The sequence below is a fragment of the Pseudomonas baetica genome (genome assembly GCF_051216495.1).
GTDB classification, from domain to species: Bacteria; Pseudomonadota; Gammaproteobacteria; order Pseudomonadales; family Pseudomonadaceae; genus Aquipseudomonas; species Aquipseudomonas baetica_B.
In genome coordinates this window covers 40,912-53,865 of the sequence record NZ_JBPKAM010000042.1, presented here as the reverse complement: position 1 = coordinate 53,865, position 12,954 = coordinate 40,912, and the positions used below count along the sequence as shown (strand labels likewise).

The window sequence follows — 12,954 nt, the reverse complement described above, 5'->3', positions numbered from 1 at the left end:
GGGGTGGTCCACTTGGCATGGGGTTTTTTTTTCCCTGTCTTTTTGGGGAACATTCTTCCCCCCCTGGTGGGAATGCGCCCCTCTGTGGGAGCGAGCCTGCTCGCGAAGGGCGCGATGCGGTCTATCGCCGAACATCACAGAATCTGAATAAGGACATTTGCACTCACCGTGACCACATACTCACTCATTGTTCGCCGGCTGATGATCGTGTCGCTGACCATTGTCGTCAGCCGCGCCATCACCAGCCCGTTGCTCACGCTGTTTCTGAGCAACAAGCTGGGCCTCAACCAACAGGACGTTGGCTTGCTGCTCGGGATCGCGGTGTTCATCGCCACCCTGCTCGCCCTGTATGGCGGCTACATCATCGATCGCCTGGAAAAGCGCCGCCTGCTGATCCTGGCGATGCTCTCCAGCGGCATCGGTTTCGTGCTGCTGACCTTCGCCGAAAACCTCTACCTGACCACCGCCACCCTGGTGATCACCGAGACCGCGTCGGCGCTGTTCCTCATCGGTTCGAAGGCGATTCTCAGCGAAAACCTGCCCATGAGCCAGCGTGCCAAGGCGTTTTCCCTGCGCTACACCCTGACCAACATTGGTTATGCCACCGGTCCCATGCTCGGCGTGGTGATCGCCGGGCACTATCCGATCGCGCCCTTCCTGATCGCCGGCGCCATCGCCTTCTTCAGCATCTTCCTGATGATCGGCATCCCCAGGGATTCGGCACAGACGCCGGTCATTGGCCAACCCCAGAGCTTCCTCAAGACCCTGGTGACCCTGAAAAACGACCGCACCCTGATCATGTTCACCTGCGGCTGCCTGCTCAGCACTGTGGTACACGGACGTTTCACTCTTTACCTGTCGCAATACCTGCTGGTGACCCACGAGTCCAAGCAAGCGCTGGACATCATGGCCGCCCTGCTCGCCTGCAACGCCGTCAGCGTGATCCTGTTGCAATACCAGATCGGCCGTTTTCTCAATCGCGAAAAGTTGCGCTACTGGATCGCCGGCGGCACCAGCCTGTTCATCCTCGGGCTGATCGGCTTTAGCCTGGCGGACACCATGGTCAGCTGGTGCGTGGCGATGTTCATTTTTACCCTCGGAGAAATGATCATTTACCCGGCCGAATTCCTGTTCGTCGACACCCTGGCTCCGGAGGAATTGCGCGGCAGCTATTACGGCGCACAGAACCTGGCGGCCCTCGGCGGCGCCCTGAGCCCGGTGATTTGTGGCTTCCTGTTGATGCACACACCGGCGCCGACCATGTTCTACGCCTTGAGCGCACTCACGGCCATGGGTGGATTCCTGTGTTTCATGAGTGGCCGGCGCGTGGCGATACATCAGAATTAATGAACTGAAGCTTCATTAATATGAATTTGTCAGCATCAGCAAGGATCGGCAAACTGTCGCCGTTCCTCCCCCAATAGTTGGAACAACTTCAAGGGCTTTCTGGGTAACCCCGGCAAGCCTTTTTTTTGCCTAAGGTTTTTATCAAGGAAACGGTTTACATCATGCTCGCTCGCTGGCTGCCCGCCGCCATCAACACCCGCCCCTCCGAATGGAGCCGAGCCGCCATCGGCATGGCCGTTGGCACGCTGCTCAGTGTCTGGCTATGCAGTCAGGTATACGGCATCGAAGTGGCTCAGCATTTGATCGGTCCGCTGGGCGCTTCGGCAGTACTGTTGTTTGCAGTGTCTTCCGGTGCGCTGGCACAACCCTGGTCGATTGTCGGCGGTTACCTGTGCGCCGGGGTCATGGGGCTACTGGTGGCCCATGTATTGGGCCGAACCCTGGGCGGTGCCTGTCTGGCTGCAGGCATGGCAGTGATTCTGATGTGCTGGCTGCGTTGCCTGCATCCACCGGCTGGCGCGGTGGCAGCGACCACGGTTCTGGCTGATCCGACCACGGTCGCCATGGACTGGATGGCACTGGGCCCGATAATGCTCACTGCAGTGGTCATGGTGCTGTGCGCTGTGGCCTATAACAACCTGACGCGCATCCGTTACCCCAAGCGCCCCAGCGAACCGGTGCCGATGGTGCCTGCCGATCATCCGCCAATCGACAGTCAGGCGATCACTGCCCAGGACCTGAAACTGGCCCTGGCCGACATGGAAGCCTTCTTCGACGTAACCCCTGAAGATTTGGAACAGCTGGTTCATATCAGTGAGTTACACGCTAAACGTCGCAGTATTGGTGAAGTCCTGAGCCATACCAGCGCCTGACTCCTACAAAGACCACTGCAAAAATGCAGACAGCCCCTGCACATATCCCCGTTGTACATCACAAATTTGCACTGTTACGATCCTGCATCGCTCGCGCGCGAGCTTCTTTATAAAGAACAATAAAAGCAGGGAGTTAGTGATGACTGCTCAGGTTTCATCGAAGGCAATCCCGCCTATGGATGCCGCGCAAAATGAAGTGCTGGCCGAGGTTCGCAACCACATCGGTCACCTGACCCTCAATCGTCCCGCCGGTCTCAACGCCCTGACCCTGGACATGGTGCGCAATCTGCAACGCCAACTCGACGCCTGGGCCGTCGACGCCAACGTGCATGCCGTCGTTCTGCGCGGTGCAGGGGAAAAAGCCTTCTGTGCCGGCGGCGACATTCGTTCGCTGCACGACAGCTTCAAAAGCGGCGACACGCTGCACGAAGATTTCTTCGTCGAGGAATACGCTCTCGACCTCGCGATTCACCACTACCGCAAGCCCGTGCTGGCCCTGATGGACGGTTTTGTCCTGGGCGGCGGCATGGGGCTGGTGCAAGGCGCCGACCTTCGGGTGGTCACCGATAAGAGCCGCCTGGCGATGCCGGAAGTCGGCATTGGTTACTTCCCGGACGTCGGCGGCAGTTACTTCCTGCCGCGCATTCCCGGTGAACTGGGTATCTACCTGGGCGTCAGCGGCGTGCAGATCCGCGCGGCCGATGCCCTGTATTGCGGCCTGGCCGACTGGTATCTGGACAGCGCCCACCTGGCGACGCTGGACGAAAAACTTGATCAACTGGAGTGGCGCGATACGCCGCTGAAGGATTTGCAGGGCCTGCTGGCACAACTCGCCGTGCAACAGTTGCCCGATGCCCCTCTCAAAGCCCTACGCCCGGCCATCGACCACTTCTTCGCCCTGCCGGACGTGCCGAGTATTGTTGAGCAATTGCGTGAAGTGACGGTCGCCGACAGTCATGAATGGGCGACGACCACCGCCGACCTGCTGCAAACCCGTTCGCCACTGGCCATGGCCGTGACCCTGGAAATGCTGCGACGCGGTCGGCACCTGAGCCTGGAGCGCTGCTTCGCCCTTGAGCTGCACCTGGACCGCCAGTGGTTCGAGCGCGGCGACCTGATCGAAGGCGTGCGCGCCTTGCTGATCGACAAAGACAAGAACCCACGCTGGAACCCGCCCACCCTGCAGGCGCTGGACGCCGCACACGTGGCGAGCTTCTTCAACGGGTTTGACCAAAGCGGGAGCTGAGCCATGCACGATATCGAATTGAGCGAAGAGCAAGTCATGATCCGCGACATGGCCCGGGACTTTGCCCGCGGCGAAATCGCGCCCCACGCCCAAGCCTGGGAAAAGGCCGGCTGGATCGACGATGCGCTGGTCGCGAAAATGGGTGAACTGGGCCTGCTGGGCATGGTGGTCCCGGAGGAATGGGGCGGCACCTACGTCGACTACGTTGCCTATGCCCTGGCCGTGGAAGAAATCTCCGCCGGCGACGGCGCCACCGGCGCGATGATGAGCATCCACAACTCCGTGGGCTGCGGACCGGTGCTCAACTACGGCACCGAAGAACAGAAGCAGACCTGGCTGGCGGATTTGGCCAGTGGCCAGGCCATCGGTTGCTTCTGCCTGACCGAACCCCAGGCCGGTTCCGAAGCACACAACCTGCGCACCCGCGCCGAACTGCGCGATGGCCAGTGGGTGATCAACGGTGCCAAGCAGTTTGTCAGCAACGGCAAACGGGCCAAACTGGCGATCGTGTTTGCCGTGACGGACCCCGACCTGGGCAAGCGCGGTATCTCGGCGTTCCTGGTGCCCACCAGCACGCCCGGCTTCACCGTCGACCGCAGCGAACACAAGATGGGCATCCGCGCGTCCGATACCTGCGCGGTGACCTTGGACAACTGCACCATCCCCGAAGCCAACCTGCTGGGTGAACGCGGCAAAGGCCTGGCCATCGCCCTGTCCAACCTCGAAGGCGGCCGCATCGGCATCGCCGCCCAGGCCTTGGGCATCGCCCGCGCCGCATTCGAAGCGGCACTGGCCTACTCCCGTGATCGCGTGCAGTTCGGCCAGCCGATCATCGGTCACCAGAGCATCGCCAACCTGCTGGCGGACATGCACATGCAACTCAACGCCGCACGGCTGATGATCCTGCATGCCGCGCGGTTGCGCAGCGCCGGCAAGCCGTGTCTGTCGGAGGCCTCGCAGGCCAAACTGTTTGCGTCGGAGATGGCCGAGAAGGTCTGCTCGTCAGCGATACAGATTCATGGCGGGTATGGCTATCTGGAGGATTACCCGGTGGAGCGTTACTACCGGGATGCGCGGATCACGCAGATTTATGAAGGATCGAGCGAAATTCAGCGAATGGTGATTGCCCGGGAACTGAAAAACTATCTGGTGTGATCTTTAAAAACATCGCGGGCAAGCCCGCTCCCACAAGGTTCTCGGTCGGTCACAAATACTGTGTACCCCCTGGAACCTGTGGGAGCGGGCTTGCCCGCGATAGCGTCAGTGAATTCGCTGTCTTACTTACCGACGAACTCAGCCTCACGCTTGGCAATAAACGCCGCCATCCCTTCCTTCTGATCCTGCGTCGCAAACGCTGCGTGGAACACCCGACGCTCGAAGCGCACGCCTTCGGACAGGCTCACTTCAAAGGCACGGTTGACGCTTTCCTTGACCATCATCGCAATCGGCAGCGATTTTTTAGCGATCAGCGCCGCGACTTTCAGCGCTTCATCCAGCAGCTCATCACTCGGTACGATCCGCGCCACGATCCCGCAACGCTCCGCTTCTTCGGCACCAATCAGGCGGCCGCTCAGGCACATTTCCATGGCCTTGGCCTTGCCCACGGCGCGGGTCAGGCGCTGGGTACCGCCCATGCCCGGCAGCACGCCGAGGTTGATTTCCGGCTGGCCGAATTTGGCGTTGTCGCCGGCCAGGATGAAGTCGCACATCAGCGCCAGTTCACAGCCGCCGCCCAAGGCGAAACCGTTGACCGCGGCAATGATCGGCTTGCGGCGATTGGCCACGCGGTCGCTGTCGCTGAACAGATCGTCGATGTAGATCTGCGGATAGGTCAGCTCGGCCATTTCCTTGATGTCGGCACCGGCGGCAAAGGCTTTTTTCGAACCGGTGAGCACGATGCAGCCGATGTTCGGGTCCTTCTCCAAGCCATCAAGGGCGTGGTTCACCTCGCTGACGATCTGTGCATTCAATGCGTTCAGCGCCTGCGGGCGGTTTAGGGTAATCAGGCCGACACGGCCGTGGGTTTCCAGCAAAATCGTTTCGTAAGTCACAAATGTTCTCCTTCTCAAAGATTGCGCGAAATGACCATGCGCTGAATGTCGCTGGTGCCTTCGTAGATCTGGCAAACCCGCACGTCGCGGTAGATCCGCTCCAGCGGGAAGTCGTTCAGGTAACCGTAACCGCCAAGGGTTTGCAATGCCGAGGAACAGACCTTCTCGGCCATTTCCGATGCAAACAGCTTGGCCATCGACGCCTCGACCAACGCCGGTTTGCCGCTGTCACGCAGGGCGGCGGCGTAATGCACCATTTGCCGGGCCACGGCGATCTGGGTCGCCATGTCCGCCAGGCGGAAGGCCACTGCCTGATGTTCGATGATAGGCTTGCCGAAGCTCTCGCGTTCACTGGCGTAGTCGCGGGCCGCTTCGAATGCGGCGCGGGCCATGCCTACCGATTGCGCTGCGATACCGACACGCCCGCCTTCAAGGTTGGCCAAGGCGATCTTGTAGCCTTCGCCCTCTTCGCCCAGGCGGTTGGCCACCGGGACCTTCACGTCTTCGAACAGGATCTGGCAGGTGTCGGACGCATGTTGACCGAGTTTGTCCTCGACCCGAGCGACTTTGTAGCCCGGCGAATCGGTCGGCACGATCAGCGCGGTGATGCCTCGCTTGCCGGCGCTCGGATCAGTCACCGCGAACACAATCACCACCCCGGCGTTCTGCCCGGACGTGATGAATTGTTTGCAACCGTTGAGCACGTAGTGATCGCCCTCCAGGCGCGCACGGGTTTTCAGGCCGCTGGCGTCGGAGCCGGCTTGCGGTTCGGTCAAGGCAAAGGCGCCGAGCATCGCACCGCTGGCCAGCGGCTTGAGGAAGCGTTCTTTCTGATCGTCGTTGCCGTAGTTGAGGATCGGCACGCAACCGACCGAGTTGTGCACGCTCATGATGGTCGAGCAAGCACCATCGCCAGCGGCAATTTCCTCAAGGGCCATGGCATAGGCCAGGTAACCGGTGTCGCAACCGCCCCACTGCTCGGGTACCAGCATGCCGAAGAATCCCAGCTCGGCCATTTCGCCGATGGCTTCCTTGGGAAAGCGATGTTCGCGGTCCCATTCGGCGGCAAAGGGTTTCAGCCTCTCCTGGGCAAACTGCCGCGCGGCGTCGCTGATCTGTTGCTGTTCGTCATTGGGGATCATGACCAGTCCTTAAATGTGTAAAGGCGTTAACACTGTAGGAGCGAGCATGCTCGCGATGAACCTGAGAGCACCGCGGGAAATCAGGGTCCCCGCGTTATCGTTGACGTCCATCGCGAGCATGCTCGCTCCTACAGGAAGCAAAGGCGTATCAGTACAGGCACTCGACGGCCATCGCCGTCGCTTCACCGCCACCAATGCAGATCGCCGCCACACCACGCTTCAGGCCTTTCTGGCGCAGGGCCGAGAGCAAGGTCACCACAATTCGCGCACCGGACGCGCCAATCGGGTGGCCCAGGGCGCAGGCGCCGCCATGCACGTTAAGCTTCTCGTGGGGGATTTCCAGGTGGGTCATCGCGGCCATGCCGACCACGGCAAAGGCTTCGTTGACTTCGACCAGATCGACCTGATCCAGCGACCAGCCGGTTTTCTTCATCAGTTTCTTGATCGCGCCAATCGGCGCTACCGGAAAGAGCCCCGGAGTATCGGCAAATGCCGCGTGGCCGTGAATCACCGCCAGCGGCTTGAGACCGCGCTTGTCGGCTTCGGAGCGACGCATCAGCACCAGCGCCGCCGCGCCGTCGGAGATCGAGCTGGAGTTCGCCGCCGTGACGGTGCCACCTTCGCGGAACGCCGGCTTCAGCGAAGCGATCTTGTCCAGCTTCGCTTTCGGCGGTTGTTCGTCGTTGCTGATCACCACCTGTTCCTTACCCACGGTCACGGTCAGCGGGACGATCTCGTCCCTGAAGCTGCCATCCTTGATCGCCTGTTGCGCACGGGTGGTCGAGGCGATGGCAAAGGCGTCCTGCGCTTCACGGCTGAATTCGTTGGTTTCGGCGCAGTCTTCGGCAAAGGTGCCCATCAAGCGGCCCTTGTCATAGGCGTCTTCCAGACCGTCCAGGAACATCGAATCCTGCACCTTGCCATGGCCCATGCGATAACCGCTGCGGGCACGGTCCAGCAGGTAAGGCGCGTTGGACATGCTTTCCATGCCACCGGCGACCACCACATCGGCGCTGCCCGCCAACAGCATGTCATGGGCCAGGATCGCGGTTTCCATCCCGGAGCCGCACATTTTGTTCACGGTGGTGCAGCGGGTCGATTTATCCAGTCCGGCGCCCAGTGCCGCCTGACGCGCCGGCGCCTGGCCAAGGCCGGCGGGCAATACACAACCGAACAGCACTTCATCGACGGCATCGGCGGCGACACCGGCGCGCTCGACGGCGGCCTTGATCGCCACGGCACCCAGTTGCGGTGCCGTCAGGCTTTTGAGTTCGCCCTGAAAGCCGCCCATCGGCGTGCGAACGGCACTGACAATCACGATTGGATCATTGGCAATAGTCATGACAAATCCTCCTTATTTGGCCGCCATGCGCAAAGCACCGTCGAGACGGATCACCTCGCCATTGAGCATGCTGTTTTCAATGATATGCCGCACCAGCGACGCATACTCGGCCGGTTTGCCCAGGCGCGGCGGGAATGGTACGCCGGCCGCCAGGGAGTCACGGACTTCCGGGGTCATGCCGGCCATCATCGGTGTTTCGAAGATACCCGGGGCGATGGTCATCACGCGGATGCCGAAACGCGCCAGCTCGCGGGCCGCCGGCAAGGTCAGGCTGACGATCGCCCCCTTGGAGGCCGCGTAGGCCGCCTGGCCGATCTGGCCGTCATAGGCCGCCGCCGACGCGGTGTTGATGATCACCCCGCGCTCACCACCGGCGTCCGCTTCGGTTTCGGCAATGGCCGCCGAGGCCAGACGCAGCATGTTGAAACTGCCAATCAGGTTGACGTTGATCACCTGGCTGAAGCTTCCCAGGGTGTGCGGACCGTTCTTGCCGAGGATCTTCTCGCCCCGCACGATGCCGGCGCAGTTGACCAGCCCGTTCAAGCCACCAAAGGCCTTGACCGTAGCTTGCACCGCGGCGTCAGCAGCCGCTTCGTCGCTGATATCCGCCACCACGCTTTGCGCGCCCAGGCGCTGGGCCTGCGCCGCGACGGCCTCGGCATTCATGTCCACCAGCATGACCTTGGCGCCGGCTGCGACCAGCACTTCAGCCGTCGCCGCACCCAGGCCCGACGCACCGCCGGTGACGATAAAAACCTTGTTTTCGATCTGCATCATTGTTTCCTTGGATTCAAGCTGAAACGTTCTTCGCCGCAGCCTCTTGAGCCTTGGCGATCTCCTGGTTGCGCAAGATAAAGCGCTGCAATTTGCCGCTTGGGGTTTTCGGCAATTCGCTGACAAATTCGATTTCACGGGGATACGAGTGCGCCGCCAGACGCTTGCGCACGTGCTGGCGCAGCTCCTCGGCCAACTCTGGCGACGCACGGTATTGCGGGCTGAGCACGACGAAGGCCTTGACCAGTTCGGTGCGCTCCGGATCGGGCTTGCCGACCACCGCCGCTTCCACCACGGCCGGATGTTCAATCAGCGCGCTCTCCACGTCGAACGGGCCGACACGGTAGCCGGAAGTAGTGATCACATCATCGCTGCGACCGACGAAGCTGATGCTGCCGTCCGGGTTCCACTCGACGGTGTCGCCGCTCAAGTAGTAGTTGCCGACAAAGGCTTTGGTCGGTACGCCCTCGTACCCCGCGAACCAGCACATCGGCGACTGGGTGCGGTCGATGGCCAGGATGCCCGGCTGGCCGACGCCCAGTTCCTTGTACTCCTCGTCCAGCACCACGATGCGGTGGCCCGGCGAGGCAAAGCCAGCAGCGCCCATATGGATCGGGTGATCGAAACCGTGGTGGTTGCACAGCACCATGCCCAGTTCGGTCTGGCCGTAGTGGTCGTGAATCACCACGCCCAGGTTATCGGCAAACCAGCGAATCACTTCCGGGTTCAACGGTTCGCCGGCGCTGCTGACGATGCGCAACTTGCCCTTGATCGAGCGGGCGAATTCGTCGCCTCCGGCGATCAGCAAGCGGTAGGCTGTCGGTGAACCGGTGAGGTTGGTGATCCCGTATTTGTTGATCACCCGGCAGGTGCTTTCGAGGGTGAACGGGCCATCGTAGAAGGTGATCGGATGTCCCATGGACATCGGCCCCGTCACGCCGAAATAGATACCGTAGGCCCAGCCCGGATCGGCCACGTTCCAGAACGCATCTTCGGGACGCAGATCCACGGCATCGCGGGTGTAGCTCTGGAACGCAACGATGGCCTTGAGCGGTACCGACAGCGCTTTGGACGGACCAGTGGTGCCCGAGGTGAACATAAGCAGGAACGGGTCTTCGCCGGTGAGCATGACCGGTTCGCACGCGGAGGAATAATTGGCCAATTCGGCCCAGAAGCTGTAATCGCCCCGGACAATGCCCTGCCCTTTAGGCCCGCCGACGGTGACGATGGTGGGGCAATCGGCGACTTCGGCGAGTTTGGAGCGGTTGACCGCGTCGGTCACCACCACTTTGGCGCCTGAACTCCCGAGGCGGTGCTCGATGGCTTTCGGGCCGAAGGCCGTGAACAGCGGCTGGTAGACCGCGCCAATGCGCCAGGTGGCGAACACGGTGATGAGCAACTCGAAGTTACGTGGCAATAGGCCCGCCACCTTGTCGCCGCGCTTGACGCCCTGGGCCAGAAGGAAATTGGCGAAACGTGCAGCCTTGTCCTGCAGGTCGCTGAAGGTGTAAGTCGCGCTGGAACCATCGCGGCCTTCCCAGAACAGCGCGATCCGTCCCGGCAAGGCGTGTCGGTCACAACACTCGACACAGGCATTGAGGGCAGTGAGGTCGCCGGCCAGTGCGGCATCGACGGTGTGCTGATAATTGAACTGTGAAACAGCAGACAAGTAATCGCGCATTGCCAGAATCCCTGTGTGTTTTTTATTAGGTCGGGGAACCGTATACAACAGGGAAATACTCGCTCTGCGCGGGGTGCAGGGCAATGGTCAAAGTTATCAAGTTGCTTGACTGCTTTGGCCAAGGTTTTGGAGGTGTGTTGTCTGTACTGGCCCCATCGCTGGCAAGCCAGCTCCCACAGGGTTGGTGTGTTTTCAGAATTGACACAGGACTTGTGGGAGCTGGCTTGCCAGCGATGAGGGCTGCCCGGTCAACGCAACTTTCAGATCAGTTGGCTTCGTTGAGAATCAAACTGCGGTAATGCCCCGGATTAGACCCCGACCATTTGCGAAACGCCTTGTAGAACGAACTCGCATCGGCAAACCCCAGGCGAGTGGCGATTTCGGCGAAGCTGATGTTCGGCTCGGCCAGCCAGACAATCGCCAGCTCCTTGCGCACGCTATCCTTGAGCCCCTGATACGTGTGCCCTTCCTCGGCGAGTCGCCGACGCAGGGTCGAGGCGGACATGCACAGGCGCTGCGCCAGGGCATCGGTTTCCGGCCACTGCTCGGCGGGCAACTGCCGCAGATCATGCTTGATCCGGCTGGCCAGGCTCTCTGGATCGCGGTACTTCACCAGAATGTTCGCCGGGGCATGGGCCAGGAAGCGCTGAAGCTCTTGTACCGTGCGTTTGATGGGCAGATCCAGGCAGTCCGCGGCGAAAATCATCCGCGTGCGGGGCCGGTCGAAACGCAGGTTTTCGGAAAACATCACCTGATAGTCATCGCAGAAGTCCGGCTGCGGGCAGCGCAGTTCGATGGCCAGAATCGGAATCCGTCGCCCAGCCAGCCAGCAGGCCACGCCGTGCACGATCATCCAGTAGGTGAAATAAGTAAAAGCGCGGCGCGGCGCGTGGTCGTCTTCCAATAGCACAATTTCCGCCAGGCTTTGCTGGCGCACCAGCTCGGCGGGCATGCGTTCCAGCATCAACGACAGAAACCCCAGCCCACTGGTCAGCCCCGCCGCCAGGCTCGGCTGGACCATGGCGCAGCGGCAGAGAAACTCAAGGCTGCCGGATTTGAGCTTGCGCGGGTCCATGCCAAAGAACTCGTCGTCGCCCCGCCGCGCCAGCAGGCGCCACAGCCGAGCATAGGCGGTGGCCGGTACTCGCGCAGAATGGCTGAGCAACAGCACCGGATCAATGCCGACCTTGCTCAACACCTCATCGGTGGCGGCACCCGGGGCACAACTCTGTAACAGCGCTTCACGCACCAGTTGAATGGAAATGGTGTCTTTTTCCGACATTGAGCGAGGCGAGCCCTGTTGTTGTTTTGGGTGGTGGGCATATTAGCGCAGCCGTCATCGCTGCGCAGAACCCTTGTAGGAGCGAGCTTGCTCGCGAAGGCGGCTTCGCATCTGATGCAAATGTGGCTGACCGTCCGCTACCGCGAGCAGGCTCGCTCCTACAGGGGGGGGCGGTGATATTCAGGGTTGTTCAGCTTAGGTTCAGGTAAATGTCAATGAATGCCATTTGGGAATGAGTGTCATTATGTTACAACTTAGCACCCTATCTATTTACGACACGGTGCTGAATGCTCGTTCCTTTTTTGATCATGTTGCGCGAGGGCATCGAGGCGGCATTGATCGTCGGCATTATCGCCAGTTACCTCAAACAGACCGGTCGCGGCCAATGGATGCCTGCCGTGTGGATCGGTGTGTTCCTCGCCGCCGCTCTGGCCTTGTTGGTCGGTGGCGGCCTGGAACTGGTCAGCGCCGAGTTTCCGCAAAAACAGCAGGAATTGTTTGAAGGCGTAGTCGGCCTCGTGGCTGTCGGCATCCTCAGTTCCATGGTGTTCTGGATGCGCAAGGTGGCGCGTTCGATCAAGCGCTCGTTGCACGTGTCCCTCGATCAGGCATTGACCGGCTCCAAACATCAGGTGACCGCGCTGATCGCCATGGTTTTTTTTGCCGTGGCCCGGGAAGGCCTGGAAACGGTGTTCTTCCTGCTGGCGGTGTTCCAGCAGAGCGAAGGCCCGGCGGCACCGATCGGCGCCCTGCTCGGTTTGATCCTGGCAATCATCGTCGGCTTCCTGATCTACAGCGGCAGCATGCGCCTGAACCTCGGTGCATTCTTCCGCTGGACCGGCCTGTTCATCCTCGTGGTCGCCGCCGGCATCCTCGCCAACTCCGTACAAGCGCTGCATGAAGCCGGCGTGTGGAATCACCTGCAATCCGTACTGTTCGATATCAGTGCGACGTTGCCGATGGACGGCCCGCTGGGTTCGGTGCTGGCCGGCATGTTCGGTTACCAGGACGCCCCCACGGTCAGCACCCTCGGCGCTTATCTGATTTATCTGCTGGTGGCCCTGGTGATGTTCTTTCTCCCGGTCTCGCCCGCCCTCTGTAGGAGCGAGCTTGCTCGCGATGGTCGTGAACGATAACGCGTAGAACCAGATGCCCAGCGGTGGCCTCAGGTTCTTCGCGAGCAAGCTCGCTCCTACAAGGTGAGCGCCTTTCTTTGT

General features: G+C 61.1%; 11 protein-coding genes. 5 read left to right on the top strand and 6 right to left on the bottom strand.

Going from position 1 to position 12,954, the window contains the following annotated elements:
- Window positions 1-168 precede the first annotated feature (168 nt).
- The 4 genes from ACSFE6_RS16430 (at window position 169) to ACSFE6_RS16415 (ending at window position 4,620) form a co-directional block, all read left to right on the top strand.
- On the top strand, window positions 169-1,347 hold the full coding sequence (locus ACSFE6_RS16430; RefSeq protein ID WP_435428604.1) for an MFS transporter: 1,179 nt from the start codon (window positions 169-171) through the stop codon (window positions 1,345-1,347).
- Window positions 1,348-1,508: 161 nt separating this feature from the next.
- Window positions 1,509-2,219 (top strand): HPP family protein, encoded by a 711-nt coding sequence (locus tag ACSFE6_RS16425; RefSeq protein ID WP_435428603.1) that lies wholly within the window; start codon window positions 1,509-1,511, stop codon window positions 2,217-2,219.
- A 139-nt stretch (window positions 2,220-2,358) separates the two neighbouring features.
- Window positions 2,359-3,465: an enoyl-CoA hydratase/isomerase family protein gene (locus ACSFE6_RS16420; protein WP_435428602.1), complete on the top strand. Its 1,107-nt coding sequence runs from the start codon at window positions 2,359-2,361 to the stop codon at window positions 3,463-3,465.
- Window positions 3,466-3,468: 3 nt separating this feature from the next.
- Entirely contained in the window at window positions 3,469-4,620 is a 1,152-nt protein-coding gene (locus ACSFE6_RS16415) for an acyl-CoA dehydrogenase family protein (protein ID WP_435428601.1), read from the top strand.
- 122 nt (window positions 4,621-4,742) lie between these two features.
- Here the strand turns inward: ACSFE6_RS16415 and ACSFE6_RS16410 are convergent, their stop codons facing one another.
- The 6 genes from ACSFE6_RS16410 to ACSFE6_RS16385 form a co-directional block, all read right to left on the bottom strand.
- A complete protein-coding gene (locus tag ACSFE6_RS16410) occupies window positions 4,743-5,516 on the bottom strand; it encodes an enoyl-CoA hydratase (RefSeq protein ID WP_435428600.1) in 774 nt (257 codons plus the stop codon).
- A 14-nt stretch (window positions 5,517-5,530) separates the two neighbouring features.
- Window positions 5,531-6,658 (bottom strand): acyl-CoA dehydrogenase, encoded by a 1,128-nt coding sequence (locus tag ACSFE6_RS16405; protein WP_435428599.1) that lies wholly within the window; start codon window positions 6,656-6,658, stop codon window positions 5,531-5,533.
- Window positions 6,659-6,806: 148 nt separating this feature from the next.
- Window positions 6,807-8,000 (bottom strand): acetyl-CoA C-acyltransferase, encoded by a 1,194-nt coding sequence (locus ACSFE6_RS16400; RefSeq protein ID WP_435428598.1) that lies wholly within the window; start codon window positions 7,998-8,000, stop codon window positions 6,807-6,809.
- A 12-nt stretch (window positions 8,001-8,012) separates the two neighbouring features.
- Complete coding sequence (locus tag ACSFE6_RS16395) at window positions 8,013-8,774, bottom strand: SDR family NAD(P)-dependent oxidoreductase (protein ID WP_435428597.1); 762 nt, start codon at window positions 8,772-8,774, stop codon at window positions 8,013-8,015.
- A 16-nt stretch (window positions 8,775-8,790) separates the two neighbouring features.
- Window positions 8,791-10,455 (bottom strand): AMP-binding protein, encoded by a 1,665-nt coding sequence (locus ACSFE6_RS16390; RefSeq protein ID WP_435428596.1) that lies wholly within the window; start codon window positions 10,453-10,455, stop codon window positions 8,791-8,793.
- 265 nt (window positions 10,456-10,720) lie between these two features.
- Entirely contained in the window at window positions 10,721-11,737 is a 1,017-nt protein-coding gene (locus ACSFE6_RS16385; RefSeq protein ID WP_435428595.1) for an AraC family transcriptional regulator, read from the bottom strand.
- Between the two features lie 287 nt (window positions 11,738-12,024).
- On the opposite strand from ACSFE6_RS16385, the gene efeU reads away from it, so the two are divergent.
- Window positions 12,025-12,873: an iron uptake transporter permease EfeU gene (gene efeU, locus ACSFE6_RS16380; protein WP_435428594.1), complete on the top strand. Its 849-nt coding sequence runs from the start codon at window positions 12,025-12,027 to the stop codon at window positions 12,871-12,873.
- Window positions 12,874-12,954: the final 81 nt, after the last annotated feature.